The sequence below is a fragment of the Bradyrhizobium sp. 40 genome (assembly GCF_023100925.1).
Classification (GTDB): Bacteria; Pseudomonadota; Alphaproteobacteria; order Rhizobiales; family Xanthobacteraceae; genus Bradyrhizobium.
Map to the genome: position 1 here is coordinate 3,409,305 of NZ_CP064688.1, position 16,891 is coordinate 3,426,195.

The following is a 16,891-nucleotide window of genomic DNA, read 5'->3' on the forward strand; positions in this document are numbered from 1 at the left end:
CGCGCTGGTTTGACGCTGCCGTGTGAACGGTGCAGACGGACGAGGAGAGAACAGGTGGGGCGCGCTTGAGTTTCATCAGCAAATGGGTGGGTCTGCTCGGGCTTTTGGCCGTGCTCGTGATTGGCGACCAGATCCGGATCAACCGGCCCGGCCACAAATATCGCCTCACGGTCGAGGTGACGACGCCCGAAGGCGTCAAGTGCGGCTCCGGTGTTCTGGCCGTCGTGCCCGATCGCGGCTATAGCCGGGGCGGCCGCACCACGATGCGCGGCGAGGCTGTGTTCGTCGACCTCGGCCGGGGAAAGAATGTGGTGGCATTGCTGGCACATCAGCAGGGCGTGAAGCTCGATCTCGACGACATCAACTATGTCGCGCTCCGCGCTTATGGCGCCGCGCGAGGCAACCGTGTCTCGTTCAACGAGCTCAACCGGCAGACCGGCGTCGTCGCGGTGCAGGGGGACCTAATGCCCGTGCTGGTGAGCTTTGGCGATCCCATGGACCCTGCGACGGCGCGCCTTGTCGCCGGCGACCATGCGGAGGCGGTCCTGGGCGACGGCTATGCACTCCGTGGCCTTACCGCCGAAATGGTGCCCAACGGGCTTTGGCCGATCGATTTCGGTGGCGCGCTCGGGGAGTCCGTGACGCGCGGAATCGAAACGAAACTGCCCTGGTTGGCTGCGCCGGGCGACCCGGCGGCGACCGCACTGAAGACCGCCGGCCTGCCCCTTGGCGGCGCGATCGTGGCCCGGGAGGCATTTGCGCGAAAATAGCATTGCCGTCCCGCGTACCCTTCTGTTGAATTTGTTCCACCCCGGGGGCATGTTTGGAGAATCTTCTTCGGCGGGGAGGTCTGAGCGGGAGATGAGAAAGCCGGTCGTCGGCGTGATCGGGAATGCCCATCGCGTTGAAAATCGATTTCAGGTCCAGATGGTCGGCGAGCGTAATCTGCGCGCCGTGGCCGAGGTTTCAGGCGGCCTGCCGGTGATGTTCGCGGGCTCGCCTGACATCACCGATATCGGCGCGCTGCTCGATACGGTCGACGGCATCGTGCTGACTGGCGCCCGGGCCAACGTCCACCCGACCCGTTTCAACGTCGATCCATGTGAGGCGCACGAGCCCTACGACATCCACCGCGACGAGGTGGCGCTGGCGCTCTCGGTCGCCTGCGTTGCTCGCGGTATCCCGCTGTTCGGCATCTGCCGGGGCCTCCAGGAGATGAATGTCGCCTTCGGCGGCTCGCTGCATCCCGAGATCCGCGAGATCCCGGGCCGCATGAACCATCGCATGCCGAGGCTCGAGAACGGTGAGATCCACCCCGATCCGACAGTGGTGTTCGCCGATCGCCACGACGTCGATCTGACGCCGGGCGGCGCGTTCGCAGAATTGCTCGGCTGTGACAAGATCAGGGTCAATTCGCTGCACGGCCAGGGCATCCTCGATCCCGGCAAGCGCGTGCTGATCGAGGGCATTGCCGAGGACGGCACCATCGAGGCAATCCGCATCGCGGAAGCCAGGGCTTTTGCGCTCGGGGTGCAATGGCACGCCGAATACGACCCGCAGCACAATCCGATCAACCGAAAACTGTTCGAGGCGTTCGGTCAGGCCATGGTGGCGAAGCAGCGCGCGGCGGCGTAGCTGCGGGGTTGCGCCGAGGCCGATAAGGCTCTCGATCGTTGCGACCGGCGGCGGAGGATTGGCGATTTTCGCAAACAGGCACGAGAACTAGTCTCCAGGATGGATTTCGCGGCGCTGAACGCATCCTGCGATTACCAACAGCGCTCGCGATCTCTCGGGCGCAATAAACCAGATATCAAGAATTGATGCGCGCCAGTTTTCTCGATTCCGATTCGTTCTTTGAGAACGAAGTGGAGTCAGACGCAGAACAAAACTCGAGGACCACAAAAAAAGGCGCCCCGAGGGGCGCCTTTCGTGCGTCGTAGTCGTTCCGGCGGCTTAGCCCGAATAGTACATTTCGAACTCGACCGGGTGCGGGGTCATTTCGAAGCGGGCGACTTCGGTCATCTTCAGCTCGATATAAGCGTCGATGAAGTCGTCGTCGAACACGCCGCCGTTCTTCAGGAAGCCGCGATCCTTGTCGAGGTTTTCCAGCGCCTCGCGCAAGCTGCCGCACACCGTCGGGATCTGCTTCAGCTCTTCCTTCGGCAGATCGTAGAGGTCCTTGTCCATCGCCGGACCCGGATCGATCTTGTTCTTGATGCCGTCGAGGCCCGCCATCAGCATCGCGGCGAAGCCGAGATAGGGATTGGCGAGCGGATCGGGGAAGCGCACCTCGACGCGCTTGGCCTTCGGCGAAGCGGTGTAGGGGATGCGGCAGGACGCCGAGCGGTTGCGGGCGGAATAGGCGAGCAGCACGGGAGCCTCATAGCCCGGGACCAGACGCTTGTAGGAGTTGGTCGACGGGTTGGTGAAGGCGTTGATCGCCTTGGCGTGCTTGATGATGCCGCCGATGTAGTGGAGGCAGGTCTCCGACAGGTCGGCGTATTTGTTGCCGGCGAACACCGGCTTGCCGTCCTTCCAGATCGACTGGTGCACGTGCATGCCCGAGCCGTTGTCGCCGAAGACCGGCTTCGGCATGAAGGTGGCGGTCTTGCCGTAGATGTGCGCGACCTGGTGGATGCAGTATTTGTAGATCTGCATGTGGTCGGCCATCAAGGTCAGTGTGTCGAACTTCATGCCGAGCTCGTGCTGGGCGGAAGCGACCTCGTGATGGTGCTTCTCGACCTTCACGCCCATCTTGGCCATGGCGCCGAGCATCTCCGAGCGCATGTCCTGCACGGAGTCCTGCGGCGGCACCGGGAAGTAGCCGCCCTTGGTACGGACACGATGGCCGAGATTGCCGCCTTCATATTCGGTGTCGGAGTTGGTCGGCAGCTCGGAAGAGTCGAGGCGGAAGCCGGTGCTGTAGGGGTTGGCGGAGAAGCGCACGTCGTCGAACACGAAGAACTCGGCTTCGGGGCCGACGAACACGGTGTCGCCAACGCCCATCGACTTGACCATCGCCTCGGCCTTCTTGGCGATGCCGCGGGGATCGCGGTTGTAGGGCTCGCCGGTGGTCGGCTCGAGCACGTCGCAGGTGATGACCATGGTGGTCTCGGCGAAGAACGGATCGATCGTCGCGGTCACCGGATCGGGCATCAGGCACATGTCGGACTCGTTGATCGCCTTCCAGCCGGCGATCGAGGAGCCGTCAAACATCGTCCCTTCGGCGAAAATGTCCTCATCGATCATGCTGATGTCGAAGGTGACGTGCTGCCACTTGCCGCGCGGATCGGTGAAGCGCAGGTCGACGTATTTGACGTCGTTGTCCTTGATCGATTTCAGGACGTCTTTGGCGGTCTTCATGCATACCCCTTATGGCTCTGCGGGTCGGTTTCCAAGCTTCAAGCGACCGTGTTCACGCTTCTTGAGGCGCGCGAGGCACAAACAAAATGAGGCCGCCGAAGCAGCCTATTTCTTGTCAGAATGTCGCAAAATGCGGGATAGCACCCGGCTCAGATAGCGTCCAGCCCGGATTCGCCGGTTCGGATGCGGATCGCCTCTTCGATATTGGAGACGAAGATCTTGCCGTCGCCGATGCGCCCGGTTTGCGCGGCGCGGCGGATTGCGTCGATGGCGCGCTCGACCAGATCGTCGCCGATCACGATCTCGATCTTCACCTTGGGCAGGAAGTCGACGATGTATTCTGCGCCGCGGTACAGCTCGGCGTGACCCTTCTGCCGGCCGAAGCCCTTGGCTTCAGTGACGGTGATGCCCTGAAGGCCGACTTCCTGAAGCGCTTCCTTCACCTCGTCGAGCTTGAATGGCTTGATGATGGCTTCGATTTTCTTCACTGCGCGCCTCCCGGCCTTTCGAACAAATAGTAACGTCTTCGTCAGGATGCGCTTTTCTTAACGCACGATCTTGTCTTCGCTATGCCGGGATCCCTGACCAGTCCTGCAACAACGGCCGGCCACACCCTGATAAATGCCAGTGAGCACGACGAACCGAAGCGACTTCCGCGAAAGCAGGGTCTATGCCAAGTTGCAAATGCCCTGATTATTGGAGCGTTATCAGCCTTTTAACGTGCAGCTCTGAAAGGTGGCGCCGACCCGCACAAAATACCGCAGACTACGAAATAGGCAAACGGTTCAATATCTGTGCAGATCGGCATTCCGTCGGATGGCCTGGTGCGGAACGTGCCTCTTGAAAAGGCTTTTGGACAGGGAAGTGGCATGGAAGTTCTGACCAACGCCGAAATGCAGCGCGCCGACCAGCTCAGCATTGCGGCAGGCACCCCCGGCTTCAAGCTGATGCTCAGCGCCGGTCAGGCGGTCGCCGAGGCCGCCCACGCGCTGGTGGAGGAGGGGCCGATCCTGATCGTGGCCGGCCCGGGCAACAACGGCGGGGACGGTTTTGTCGCAGCCGCCGAGCTCGCCGCGCAAGGCCGCGAGGTCTCGGTGATCCTGATGTGCGAGCGGGACCAGCTCCAGGGCGATGCGGCCTCGGCCGCGCGGGGCTGGAAGCACCCGGTGCTCCCGTTCAACCCGCAGGCGATCGGGCGACCGGCGCTGATCATCGATGCGCTGTTCGGCGCGGGCCTCAGCCGTCCCGCCGAGGGCGAGGCGCGTGCGATGATCGAGGCGATCAACGCCAACGGTGCGCCGGTGCTCGCGGTCGACCTGCCGAGCGGCATCAACGGCACCAGCGCAGCCGTGCTGGGCATGGCGGTGAACGCCACCGAGACCCTTACCTTCTTCCGGAAGAAGCCGGCGCATCTGCTGCTGCCGGGGCGGATGCATTGCGGCCACGTGCGTGTCGCCGACATCGGTATCGACGCGCAGGTGCTGGACGAGATCGCGCCGCAAATATTCGAAAACGATCCGGACTTCTGGGGCGCGGCCTTTCCGGTGCCGCGCATCGACGGCCACAAATACGCGCGCGGCCATGTGCTGGCGGTCTCGGGCGATGCGGCGGCGACCGGTGCCGCGCGGCTCGCCGCGCGCGGGGCGCTGCGGGCAGGTGCGGGCCTGGTGACTCTGGCCACGCCGCGTGATGCGCTCGCGATCAATGCGGCTGCGCTCACCGCGGTCATGGTTCGCCCCGTCGATACCGCCATCGAGTTCGGCGAGCTGCTCGGCGACAAGCGTTACAACACCTGCATAATCGGCCCCGGCGCGGGTGTCGGCGAGCGCACCTGCGATCTCGTCCACACGGCGCTTAACGCGCAGCGGCATCTGGTGCTCGACGCGGATGCGCTGACGAGCTTTGCCGCGAATCCCGAGCGCCTGTTCGTATCGATCAAGACGTCGCAGGACAAGGCGGTGGTGCTGACGCCGCACGAGGGCGAGTTCCCACGGCTGTTCTCCGACCTCAGCAATAAATATCCGGGCCGCTCGAAGATCGAGCGCGTGCGCGCCGCCGCCGAGCGCTCCGGCGCGGTCGTGCTGCTGAAGGGCGCGGACACCACGATCGCCGCGCCCGACGGCCGCGCCACCATCGCCGCCAACGCACCGCCTTGGCTCGCCACCGCGGGTGCCGGCGACGTGCTCGCCGGCATCATCGCAGGGCTGCTGGCGCAAGGCGTGCCGGCATTCGAAGCCGCCAGCATCGCCGTCTGGATGCATGGCGAAGCGGCGAGCGAGGCGGGGCCGGGGCTGATCGCGGAGGATCTCACCGAGACGCTGCCGGCCGTGCACCGGCGAATCTATGGTGCGCTGGGGGTGGAATACTGAGCTCTCACTCCACCGCGTACCAGCGCACCAGCCGCGGTGCGGCCCAGTCGGTTACGACGGATTCGATCAGCCATCGGCCGGGACCTCTGGCCTCGAATGCGACGCGCTGGGTCTGGCCGGGTTCGATCGCGAGCGTGTCGAGCCAATAGGGCTTCCAACCGTCGTCGAGCTTGTCGAGCAGGCGGAAATGGTGGCCGTGGAGATGGAAGACGGTGGCGACGGGTGCGGAGTTCTTGAGCGCCAGCACGACGGTGCGGCCGGCCTTGGTGCGAAAGGTAGGGGCGGAGGACGTCGAGAAATTTGCGGGCCGTACCCACCCGACGTCGGCTGCCCCGAGCGTGACATCGAATCGCAGGGCGCCTTTCAGATCTAGCCGGTCGGGCAGGTCATTCGGAGGGAGCGGCGGCTGCGGCAACAGCGGCACGCGCCGGTCAAGCTTGCCGGAGACCGTCAGGCGGCCGATCTGGCGCGCCTCCTTGCCGTCATGCAGCAGGAATGGGGCCGATGTGGCCGCATCCACGAAGGCGTCGGCGCGTGCGCCGGGAGCCAGCACCAGCGCGCCGTTGCGAGCCGGGAACGGCTCGGCCGGCTGTCCGTCCAGGGCCAGCACCTGGACTTCGTGACTTTCCAATTTGATAGCCAGAACAGAACGTTGCGAGCCGTTGATAAAGCGCAGCCGCAGCCGCTCATTGGCCGCAGCTGAGAGTTCGAATGAAGTCGTTCCGTTGATTGTATAGAGCGGGGATGTGTCCTTCGGGTCCCGGCCCGGGGGAAGAGCGGTTCCATCTGGCCGTAGCCGCCATTCCTCGATCAAGAGAACCACGTCGCGATCGGCGGCGACCGGGTTTATCTCGGCAGCAATGATCGGAAGCGGGCGCGCGGGCTGCTTCAGGCCGTCCTCGAACAGGCGAAAGTCGGCCAGCAAGATTCCCGCATTTGGTACTGAAATAATTGATGTTTCTGTCGCGTCCGCGGCCGTCGGGGCGCGTCCTCGAAGCGGGTCGGCCGCGGCCGGGCCGCCAAGGCCGTACCAGACTGGTGCAAGCGGCACAGGCAGGTCGTTGCGGAAGACCACCTCGCAACGGTCGCCACGTTTGAGACGGACATCCCCGAGGTGGCTGACGGCGGCCAGCTCCCAGATGGGTGTGGCCGGCTGCCCCGGCCTCAGAGCCAGCGTCGCCGGCCTTGCCTGAAGCGCGAGCTGGGCGGTCACGGCCGGGACTGCGCCGCCCGCCATCAGCCCGGCCACAGAGGCGCCAAGTCCGGCTCCAAGTCCGGCCAAAACCTCGCGCCTCGTCGGGTCGAAGATCCGCGTTTTCATGGCCGATCCGGACCACGGCGTGCTGGATAAGTCCAGCCGTCGTGCCTAGTTGAAGCCTGCCTCTATCGGGCCATTTTTTTGCTGCGAACAGGCGGGCACATGCTATAAGCCCGCCGCCCGCGGCATCGCGGCCGGTCTTGATGCAAATTTACGCGGGCGTGGCGGAACTGGTAGACGCGCTGGATTTAGGTTCCAGTGACGAAAGTTGTGGGGGTTCGAGTCCCTCCGCCCGCACCAAGCGCTTTCAGCGTTTGCACGGATTACGCGATCTGCTCCTGCGCGGATGTTTGTCCGCCGGAAGCCGGTCCGATGAACCACCGGCGTTGAGGCGTTCGCCTCGCGCCGGATCGATTAATGACAGCGTCCCGACGCATGCGCGCCGGGACCGAACGAGAAGAAGATTGGACACCATGCAGGTCACAGAAACCCTCTCGGAAGGTTTGAAGCGCGAGTTCAAGATCAGCGTTCCCGCGTCTGATCTCGACGCCAAGGCCGGTGCCAAGCTCGTCGATCTCAAGGACAAGGTCCGCATCAACGGCTTCCGTCCCGGCAAGGTGCCGGTCACGCACCTCAAGAAGGTCTATGGCCGCTCGGTGATGGCCGAGACCATCGACCAGACCATCCGCGACACCAACACGCAGCTGTTCTCCGAGCGCGGCTTCCGCCTGGCGACCGAACCGAAGATCACCATGCCGACCGAGCAGGCCGAGGTCGAGGAGCTGCTCAACGGCAAAACCGATCTGACCTACACGGTTGCGATCGAGGTGGTGCCGTCGATCGCGCTCGCCGACTTCAAGACCTTCGAGGTCGAGAAGCCCGTCGCCGAAGTCACCGACGCCGACGTCGATGAGGCGATCAAGCGCATCGCCGATTCGAACCGTGGCTATGCCCCGAAGGCCGGGGGCGCCAAGGCCGAGTCGGGTGATCGCGTCACCGTCGCCTTCAAGGGCACCATCAACGGCGAGGCCTTCGAGGGCGGCGCCGGCGAGGGCATCCAGGTCGTGATCGGATCCAACACCTTCATCCCCGGCTTCGAAGAGCAGCTCACCGGCATCGCCACGAACGAGACCCGCACGCTGAAGGTGGCGTTCCCCAAGAACTACATGAACGACAAGCTCGCCGGCCAGCCGGCCGAGTTCGAGACGACCGCGACGCTGATCGAGGCGCCGCAGGACCTCGCGATCGACGACGAGTTCGCCAAGACCCTCGGCCTCGAATCGCTGGACAAGCTGAAGGAAGCGGCGCGCGAACGGCTGGTCGCCGAGTTCGCGACCGCGACGCGCCAGCGCGTCAAGCGCGCGCTGCTCGACCGCCTCGACGAGGCCCATCGCTTCGAGGCTCCGCCCTCGCTGGTCGACGAGGAGTTCAATCTGATGTGGAACTCGGTGAAGGCCGAGATGGACTCCGCCGGCAAGACCTTCGCCGACGAGGACACCACTGAAGACGCCGCCAAGGAAGAGTACCGCAAGATCGCCGACCGCCGCGTGCGGCTCGGCCTCGTGCTTTCCGAGATCGGCGAGAAGAACAAGATCTCCGTGACCGACGACGAGGTCGGCCGCGCCGTGATCGAGCGGGCGCGCTCGATGCCGGGCCGCGAGAAGGAGGTCTGGGACTATTACCGCAGCAACGCCCAAGCGTTGGCCCAGCTTCGTGCACCGATCTATGAGGACAAGGTCGTCGACTTCATCCTCGAGCTCGCCAACGTGACCGAAAAGAAGGTTTCGCGTGACGATCTCTACAAGGACGACGAGGCGGAAAAGACCGCCGCCTGAGGGCTCCAGAAGAGCCTTTAGGATAGCCTTGCATTAAGGATGATCAGCAAAGAGGTCGAGCTAGCCAGGTGGCCGGCTGGGCCTCTTTGTACGAATCAGTTTCAACTGCCTCACGGATTAAGCCTTAATTCGCTCCGCACTTGTCAGGCGCGAATTGGGCTATATCTGTCGCTACGCCTTCCGCTTCTACCAAGTTCGTCTATCAAGTTCCTGCATCACGGGACGTCCATCGGCCCTCCGGCAGATCCAGCCCCGACTGGCAGCCGGGCCTGGCGATGTCCGCCTCTTCAAAACCCTAGGTGACTCATGCGCGATCCGGTTGAAACCTACATGAACCTCGTGCCCATGGTGGTCGAGCAGACCAACCGTGGCGAGCGCGCCTACGACATTTTCTCGCGCCTTCTGAAAGAGCGCATCATCTTCCTGACCGGGCCGGTCGAGGACGGCATGTCGACGCTCATTGTCGCGCAGCTGTTGTTCCTTGAGGCGGAAAATCCGAAGAAGGAAATCTCGATGTACATCAACTCGCCGGGCGGCGTGGTGACGTCGGGCCTCGCGATCTACGACACCATGCAGTTCATTCGCCCGCCGGTCTCGACGCTGTGCACGGGCCAGGCCGCCTCGATGGGCTCGCTGCTGCTCTGCGCCGGCGAGAAGGATATGCGCTTCTCGCTGCCGAACGCGCGCATCATGGTGCATCAGCCCTCCGGCGGCTTCCAGGGCCAGGCCACCGACATCATGCTGCACGCCCAGGAAATCCTGAACCTGAAGAAGCGGCTGAACGAGATCTACGTGAAGCACACCGGTCAGACCTACAAGGCGATCGAGGACGCGCTGGAACGCGACAAGTTCCTGACCGCGAGCGACGCCAAGGAGTTCGGCCTGGTCGACAGGGTCATCGACAAGCGCGCCGAGGAAACCGCGGCGCCGAAGACCCCGTAGCACTACTGCGGCGGCGAACCCTCCGGGCTCGCCGGCGCCATCAGGGAGCGTTCACGTTAAGGACACGTGCGCGCGTCGCAAAACGTAGTCTTGCGCCCTGCGACAGGCAGAAAGTTCCGCTTTCGTGCTTGTTTTTCGTGGCAATCCAGCAACGCCGGGGTGATTTCGATCACTTCGCCCGTGCCAAGACCGGAAATCACGGTATTGTCACGGGTAGCCGGCGACCCCCGATTAGCGAATTCTTGATAGTCGGGTGACAGCATGGTTCGCTACGACTGATCGGCTATGATCGCGGGGAATCGAGTGACCGTGATTCGCACGGCATGTAACGCGTAGGGTCTTTTTTGGTACGGAATTTGCTCTATTTGAAGGACTGTACCGGCTGTCGTGCCGGAATAGGGCGATCGAGCGGACGGGATCGAACCGCGGACGGAGACATGAATGAGTAAGGTCGGCACGAGCGACTCCAAGAACACGCTGTATTGCTCGTTCTGCGGCAAGAGCCAGCACGAAGTTCGCAAACTGATCGCGGGTCCCACGGTCTTCATTTGCGACGAGTGCGTCGAGCTCTGCATGGACATCATTCGCGAGGAGAACAAATCCTCGCTGGTGAAGTCGCGCGACGGGATTCCGACGCCGAAGGAAATCTGCAAGGTGCTGGACGATTACGTGATCGGCCAGAACCATGCGAAGAAGGTCCTCTCGGTCGCGGTGCACAATCACTACAAGCGCCTCAACCACCAGACCAAGCACAACGACGTCGAGCTTGCGAAGTCGAACATCCTGCTGATCGGTCCGACTGGCTCGGGCAAGACGCTGCTCGCGCAGACGCTCGCCCGCATCCTGGACGTGCCGTTCACGATGGCGGATGCGACGACGCTGACGGAAGCCGGCTATGTCGGCGAGGACGTCGAGAACATCATCCTGAAGCTGCTCCAGGCCGCCGACTACAACGTCGAGCGTGCCCAGCGCGGCATCGTCTATATCGACGAAATCGACAAGATCAGCCGCAAGTCCGACAATCCTTCGATCACGCGCGACGTGTCGGGTGAGGGCGTGCAGCAGGCACTGCTCAAGATCATGGAAGGCACGGTGGCTTCGGTCCCGCCGCAGGGCGGCCGCAAGCATCCGCAGCAGGAATTCCTGCAGGTGGACACCACCAACATCCTGTTCATTTGCGGTGGTGCGTTCTCGGGCCTTGAGAAGATCATTTCGGCACGCGGACGTTCGACCTCGATCGGTTTCGCCGCCCAGGTGCTCGCGCCGGAAGACCGCCGCACCGGCGAAATCTTCCGTCACGTCGAGCCGGAGGATCTCCTGAAGTATGGCCTGATCCCGGAATTCGTCGGCCGTCTGCCCGTCGTGGCGACGCTGGAAGATCTGGACGAGGCTTCGCTCAAGAAGATCCTGGTCGAGCCGAAGAACGCGCTGGTGAAGCAGTACCAGCGGCTGTTCGAGATGGAGAACATCGAGCTGACCTTCGCCGACGAGGCGCTTGGCGCGGTTGCCCGCAGGGCGATCGAGCGCAAGACCGGTGCGCGCGGACTGCGCTCGATCCTCGAGGCGATCCTGCTCGAGACCATGTTCGACCTGCCGGGCCTCGAAGGTGTGGAAGAAGTCGTGATTTCCCGCGAAGTCGTGGAAGGAACGGCGCGTCCGCTCTACATCTACGCCGATCGGTCCGATCGCGCCGTCGAGAACGCCAGCGCCTGATTTGCGGCGCTGGAACGCTCCAATCGTCTCCTCAAGCAAGGGCTGCGGAAAGTATCTCCGCAGCCGGTGTTGCGTCGCTTATTTGCGTGCGTAAGCGCCTGATGGCGCGCGTCTTCAATGACTTGACACCCCCCGGGTCGATAGCCACCTAATGTCGGCGGCGAGCAAAAATTCTCTCCAAGATTCGCCTCAGTTCCGATCCGGCGAGCCGGTCCAACCTCAAAAGGACCGACCGGTTTTGCCGATCACCTCGGCACCTTGTGGCGGTTGCGCATGAGCATGGCGGGCTGCGTGCAAGGGGGCAAAGCAAAAGGAAAAAGGCCATGACCAATCCAAAACCCAGGCCAACCATCGTTCATGGCGAAACGCACGCCTACCCCGTGCTGCCCCTGCGCGACATCGTCGTCTTCCCGCACATGATCGTTCCGCTCTTCGTCGGCCGCGAGAAGTCGATCCGCGCGCTCGAAGAGGTGATGAAGAACGACGCGCTGATCATGCTCGCGACCCAGAAGAACGCGTCCGACGATGATCCGGCACCCGATTCCATCTACGAGACCGGTACGCTTGCCAGCGTGCTCCAGCTCTTGAAGCTTCCCGACGGCACCGTGAAGGTGCTGGTCGAAGGGCTCGAGCGTGCGCGCGTGCAGAAGTACACCGATCGCGCCGACTATTACGAAGCGACTGCGATTGCGCTCGCCGACACCGATGCGAAGTCGGTCGAGGCCGAGGCCATGGCGCGCTCGGTCGTGTCCGACTTCGAGAGCTATGTGAAGCTCAACAAGAAGATCTCGGCCGAGGTCGTCGGCGTCGTGCAGGCGATCACCGATTTTGCCAAGCTCGCCGACACCGTCGCCTCGCATCTCGCCGTCAAGATCGCGGATCGCCAGGGCATCCTGGAGACGCTGTCGGTCACGCAGCGCCTGGAGAAGGTGCTGGGCCTGATGGAGAGCGAGATCTCGGTGCTTCAGGTCGAGAAGCGCATCCGCTCGCGCGTCAAGCGCCAGATGGAGAAGACCCAGCGCGAGTACTATCTCAACGAGCAGATGAAGGCGATCCAGAAGGAGCTCGGCGACGACGACGGTCGCGACGAACTCGCCGATCTCGAAGAGAAGATCTCCAAGACCAAGCTCTCCAAGGAAGCGCGCGAGAAGGCGCAGCATGAATTGAAGAAGCTGCGCCAGATGTCGCCGATGTCCGCGGAAGCGACCGTCGTGCGCAACTATCTGGATTGGCTGCTGTCGATCCCGTGGAACAAGAAGTCCAAGGTGAAGAAGGATCTGGAAGCCGCGCAGGCGGTTCTGGATGCCGATCACTACGGGCTGGAGAAGGTCAAGGACCGCATCGTCGAGTATCTCGCCGTGCAGTCACGCGCCAACAAGCTGACCGGCCCGATCCTGTGCCTCGTCGGCCCTCCCGGTGTCGGCAAGACCTCGCTCGGCAAGTCGATCGCCAAGGCGACCGGGCGTGAGTTCGTGCGCGTGTCGCTCGGTGGCGTGCGTGACGAGGCCGAGATCCGAGGTCACCGTCGGACCTATATCGGCTCGATGCCCGGCAAGATCATCCAGTCGATGCGCAAGGCGAAGTCGTCCAATCCGCTGTTCCTGCTGGACGAGATCGACAAGATGGGCGCCGATTTCCGCGGCGATCCGTCCTCGGCTTTGCTCGAAGTTCTGGATCCTGAGCAGAACGCGACCTTCAACGACCACTATCTCGAGGTCGATTACGATCTGTCGAACGTGATGTTCATCACCACCGCGAATACGCTCAATATTCCGGGACCGCTGATGGACCGCATGGAGATCATCCGGATCGCGGGCTACACCGAGAACGAGAAGGTCGAGATCGCGCGCAAGCATCTGATCCCGACCGCGGTGTCCAAGCACGGCCTGGACTCCAAGGAGTTCTCGATTGACGACGATGCGCTGCTGCTTCTGATCCGCCGCTACACCCGGGAAGCGGGCGTGCGCAATTTGGAGCGTGAGCTCTCCACACTCGCCCGCAAGGCGGTGAAGGAGCTGATGATCTCCAAGAAGAAGTCGGTCAAGGTCACCGAGAAGACTCTGGAAGAGCTGCTCGGCGTGCCGAAGTACCGCTACGGCGAGATCGAGAGCGAGCCGCAGGTCGGCATCGTCACCGGCCTTGCCTGGACCGATGTCGGCGGCGAGTTGCTGACGATCGAAGGCGTCATGATGCCCGGCAAGGGCAAGATGACGGTCACGGGCAATCTGCGCGACGTGATGAAGGAGTCGATCTCGGCGGCGGCGTCCTACGTCCGCTCGCGGGCGATCGTCTACGGCATCGAGCCGCCGCTGTTCGACCGGCGCGACATCCACGTGCACGTGCCGGAAGGCGCGACGCCGAAGGACGGTCCGTCGGCGGGCGTTGCGATGGCCACCGCGATCATCTCGGTGATGACCGGCATCCCGGTCCGCCACGATGTCGCGATGACCGGCGAGATCACGCTGCGCGGCCGCGTGCTGCCGATCGGCGGCCTGAAGGAGAAGCTGCTGGCTGCTGCCCGCGGCGGCATCAAGACGGTGCTGATCCCCGAGGACAACGCCAAGGATCTCACGGAGATTTCCGATGCGATCAAGGGCGGCATGGAGATCATCCCGGTCTCCCGCCTCGACGACGTCGTCGCCAAGGCGCTGGTCAAGAAGCCGGTGCCGATCGTCTGGGAAGAGGACACCAAGGTCACGGTCAAGCCGGACGGCGACGAAGCCGCCGGCGGCCTGACCGCTCACTGAGATCGCAGCTCGAAAAGATGATAAAACGGCGCCTTCGGGCGCCGTTTTTGTTGTGGGGGCATTTTGTTTTGGGCAGTGGATGACGACAATGCACATCGACGGGCAATGCCATTGCGGCGCGATCACCTTTGAAGCCGAGATCGATCCCGAGACGGTGTCGGTCTGCCATTGCCGGGACTGCCAGACCCTAACGGGATCGCCGTTCCGGGTGACGGCGATCTGCACCAAGACCGACGTCAAGCTGACCGCCGGCACGCCCAGGATCTACGGCAAGCGCGGCGACAACGGCCGCTTGCGCTTCCAGCACTTCTGCGCCGAGTGCGGTTCCCCGCTGTTCACGAGCGGCGAGGGCGACCAGGAGGACGATTGGGGCATCCGCTGGGGCAGCATCCGCCAGCGCGACAAATTGCGGCCCGTCAGGCAGATCTGGTGCCAGTCGGCGGCGGTGTGGATCGACGCGGTGCCACTGCTGCCGGGCCGGCCACAGGATTGAGGGCCAGGAATTGGCGTTCCGCGCTTGCCCGTTCGGGGCAGGTGGGGATAAAGAAGCGCCGAGGGGCGGTTAGCTCAGCTGGTTAGAGCATCTCGTTTACACCGAGAGGGTCGGGAGTTCGAATCTCTCACCGCCCACCAGCCTTTGCTCGCTTGGCGAGCTTCGGCTCGGCGAGCCAGCCTCACACGTTATTGGCGCGAAGCGAACGAAGGCTGCCGCGCCGAAGCCGATAGGCGTAGGCGGGCGATACCGAGCCACAGAGGCCTTGATGCAACAACCAAGCGGACACGAGCAGAACGCCGATCAGATCGCTTACTGGAACGGTCCCAGCGGGCAGCGCTGGGCCGATCGCCATGCGGCGCAGGAGAGCCTGCTCGGACCAATTGCCGATGTGCTGATCGACCGCGCCAAGCCGAAGCCGGGGGAGCGCGTCCTCGACGTCGGCTGCGGCTCCGGCGCGACGACGTTCGCGTTCGCGAAGGTTGTCGCGCCTGATGGCTTCGCGCTCGGGCTCGACGTCTCCGAGCCGATGCTGTCGCAGGCGCGCGCGTTTGCGCCAAAGGGCCTGCCGCTCGATTTCGTGCTGGCGGATGCGACGGTGCATCGGTTCGAGCCGGCCAGTTTTGACCTGCTGGCCTCGCGGTTCGGCGTGATGTTCTTCGCTGACCCGATCGTGTCTTTCACCAACCTCCGCCGCGCATTGAGGCCGACGGGGCGGCTGGCGTTTGCCTGCTGGCGCGAGCCGAAGGAGAATCCCTGGATGATGGCGCCGCTGATGGCGGTCTACAAACACGTGCCCAAGATGCCGCCGGTCGGGCCGGACGAGCCGGGCCCGTTCGCCTTTGCCTCCGAAGAGCGCGTGACGCGCATCCTGAAAGGCGCGGGCTTCGTCGACGTCGCGATGGAACCGCACAATCTCGCGATGGATGTCGCGATCGGCGGCGGGCTCGATGCCGCGGTCGAGGGCTCGCTCCAGATCGGCCCCGCCAGCCGCGCGCTGCAAGGCCATCCGCCCGAGACGTATGCCGCGGCAAGAGCCTCGATCCGCGAGATGCTCGCCCCGTTCCTGAAGGGGTCGAGCGTGGCGCTCCAGGGTGCGATCTGGATCGTGACGGCGAAGGCGGCGTAGGCGCCGCTCTGTCCCCGTCATTGCGAGCGCAGCGCGCTGCGCTCGCAATGACGATGGGGACGCAGCCACGCAACTACCTCACACCACATCATCCGGCGCCAGCGCGCAGCCGTTGTCGGGATGCGTCTCGACCTGAAGGGTGGTGTGGCCGATGCGGTGGGAGCGCTTCAGCATCTGCGCCGTCTCCATCAGGAATGCATCGCCGGCGCCGGTGGGCATGACGAGATGGCAGGTCAGCGCCGTCTCAGTGGTCGAGATCGGCCAGACGTGGAGATCGTGGATCGCAGTGACGCCGGGCCGCTCCAGCAGTAGGATCTTGATTGCGGCAATGTCGGTGCCCCTGGGCGCGGCCGCCATCGACATGTCGATGGAGCCGCGGAGCAGGCTGGTGGTGCTCCAGAGAATGGTGGCGCAGATGACGAGGCTGGTGACGGGATCGAGCCAGAGCCAGCCGGTCCAGATGATCAGCGCCGCCGAGACCACGACGCCGAGCGAGACCGCGGCGTCGGCCGCCATGTGCAGATACGCGCCTTCGATGTTTATGTCGTCCTTGCGCCCGCGCGCGAACAGCATGGCCGTAAAACCGTTGATGAGGATGCCGATGCCGGCGACCACCATTACGGTGATGCCGGCGACGGGCTCCGGTTCACGCAGGCGCAAAAACGCTTCCCAGCCTATCGCACCGGTCGCGACCAGCAGGAACACCGCGTTCGCCAGCGCCGCCAGGATGGTGGAGGCGCGCAGGCCATAGGTGAAGCGGCCGCTGGGCGCGCGCCGCGCCGCGATCGACGCGCACCAGGCCACGACCAGGCCGAGCACGTCGCTAAGGTTATGGCCGGCGTCCGCAAGCAGGGCGGTGGAGTTGCCGATATAGCCGTAGACGGCCTCGGCCAGGACCAGCGCGGTATTGAGCGTGATGCCGATCGCGAACGCCGTGCCGAAGCTGGCGGGCGCATGGGCATGGGCGTGGCCACCATGATCGTGATCATGGCCGTGGCTATGATCATCGTGATGATGGCCGTCATGGTCGTGGCTGCCCACC

General features: G+C 63.9%; 13 protein-coding genes and 2 tRNA genes. 11 read left to right on the forward strand and 4 right to left on the reverse strand.

What is annotated here, in order from left to right; genetic code table 11:
- Nucleotides 1-65 precede the first annotated feature (65 nt).
- Both IVB40_RS16610 and IVB40_RS16615 read left to right on the forward strand, forming a co-directional pair.
- On the forward strand, nucleotides 66-770 hold the full coding sequence (locus IVB40_RS16610; protein ID WP_247819339.1) for a hypothetical protein: 705 nt from the start codon (nucleotides 66-68) through the stop codon (nucleotides 768-770).
- 91 nt (nucleotides 771-861) lie between these two features.
- Nucleotides 862-1,635 carry a gamma-glutamyl-gamma-aminobutyrate hydrolase family protein gene (locus tag IVB40_RS16615; protein WP_027567222.1) on the forward strand — a complete coding sequence of 258 codons (774 nt, stop codon included), beginning with the start codon at nucleotides 862-864 and terminating at the stop codon, nucleotides 1,633-1,635.
- A 318-nt stretch (nucleotides 1,636-1,953) separates the two neighbouring features.
- Here the strand turns inward: IVB40_RS16615 and glnA are convergent, their stop codons facing one another.
- Together glnA and IVB40_RS16625 are read right to left on the reverse strand one after the other, a co-directional pair.
- Entirely contained in the window at nucleotides 1,954-3,363 is a 1,410-nt protein-coding gene (gene glnA / locus IVB40_RS16620; protein WP_007603494.1) for a type I glutamate--ammonia ligase, read from the reverse strand.
- Nucleotides 3,364-3,512: 149 nt separating this feature from the next.
- A complete protein-coding gene (locus IVB40_RS16625; RefSeq protein WP_007603495.1) occupies nucleotides 3,513-3,851 on the reverse strand; it encodes a P-II family nitrogen regulator in 339 nt (112 codons plus the stop codon).
- Between the two features lie 381 nt (nucleotides 3,852-4,232).
- Between IVB40_RS16625 and IVB40_RS16630 the strand changes: the two genes are divergently transcribed.
- The gene (locus IVB40_RS16630; protein ID WP_247819340.1) at nucleotides 4,233-5,732 is read left to right on the forward strand and encodes an NAD(P)H-hydrate dehydratase; all 1,500 of its coding nucleotides are present in this window, start codon (nucleotides 4,233-4,235) and stop codon (nucleotides 5,730-5,732) included.
- A 4-nt stretch (nucleotides 5,733-5,736) separates the two neighbouring features.
- Here the strand turns inward: IVB40_RS16630 and IVB40_RS16635 are convergent, their stop codons facing one another.
- Nucleotides 5,737-7,053 carry a multicopper oxidase domain-containing protein gene (locus tag IVB40_RS16635; protein WP_247819341.1) on the reverse strand — a complete coding sequence of 439 codons (1,317 nt, stop codon included), beginning with the start codon at nucleotides 7,051-7,053 and terminating at the stop codon, nucleotides 5,737-5,739.
- A 152-nt stretch (nucleotides 7,054-7,205) separates the two neighbouring features.
- On the opposite strand from IVB40_RS16635, the gene IVB40_RS16640 reads away from it, so the two are divergent.
- The 8 genes from IVB40_RS16640 (at nucleotide 7,206) to IVB40_RS16675 (ending at nucleotide 15,849) form a co-directional block, all read left to right on the forward strand.
- Nucleotides 7,206-7,290, forward strand: a tRNA-Leu gene (locus IVB40_RS16640).
- A 173-nt stretch (nucleotides 7,291-7,463) separates the two neighbouring features.
- Nucleotides 7,464-8,825 (forward strand): trigger factor, encoded by a 1,362-nt coding sequence (gene tig / locus IVB40_RS16645; protein WP_247819342.1) that lies wholly within the window; start codon nucleotides 7,464-7,466, stop codon nucleotides 8,823-8,825.
- A gap of 306 nt (nucleotides 8,826-9,131) precedes the next feature.
- Nucleotides 9,132-9,767: an ATP-dependent Clp protease proteolytic subunit gene (locus tag IVB40_RS16650; protein WP_007603501.1), complete on the forward strand. Its 636-nt coding sequence runs from the start codon at nucleotides 9,132-9,134 to the stop codon at nucleotides 9,765-9,767.
- Nucleotides 9,768-10,208: 441 nt separating this feature from the next.
- Nucleotides 10,209-11,480, forward strand: coding sequence for an ATP-dependent Clp protease ATP-binding subunit ClpX (gene clpX / locus IVB40_RS16655; RefSeq protein WP_007603503.1), 1,272 nt, complete (start codon nucleotides 10,209-10,211; stop codon nucleotides 11,478-11,480).
- Nucleotides 11,481-11,803: 323 nt separating this feature from the next.
- Nucleotides 11,804-14,227, forward strand: a complete 2,424-nt coding sequence (gene lon / locus IVB40_RS16660; protein ID WP_247819343.1) for an endopeptidase La — start codon at nucleotides 11,804-11,806, stop codon at nucleotides 14,225-14,227.
- An 88-nt stretch (nucleotides 14,228-14,315) separates the two neighbouring features.
- Nucleotides 14,316-14,720 carry a GFA family protein gene (locus IVB40_RS16665; protein WP_247819344.1) on the forward strand — a complete coding sequence of 135 codons (405 nt, stop codon included), beginning with the start codon at nucleotides 14,316-14,318 and terminating at the stop codon, nucleotides 14,718-14,720.
- Between the two features lie 63 nt (nucleotides 14,721-14,783).
- A tRNA-Val gene (locus IVB40_RS16670) sits at nucleotides 14,784-14,860 on the forward strand.
- A gap of 128 nt (nucleotides 14,861-14,988) precedes the next feature.
- Nucleotides 14,989-15,849, forward strand: a complete 861-nt coding sequence (locus IVB40_RS16675; RefSeq protein ID WP_247819345.1) for a methyltransferase domain-containing protein — start codon at nucleotides 14,989-14,991, stop codon at nucleotides 15,847-15,849.
- 78 nt (nucleotides 15,850-15,927) lie between these two features.
- Here the strand turns inward: IVB40_RS16675 and IVB40_RS16680 are convergent, their stop codons facing one another.
- Nucleotides 15,928-16,890 carry a cation diffusion facilitator family transporter gene (locus tag IVB40_RS16680; protein WP_247819346.1) on the reverse strand — a complete coding sequence of 321 codons (963 nt, stop codon included), beginning with the start codon at nucleotides 16,888-16,890 and terminating at the stop codon, nucleotides 15,928-15,930.
- Nucleotide 16,891 lies beyond the last annotated feature (1 nt).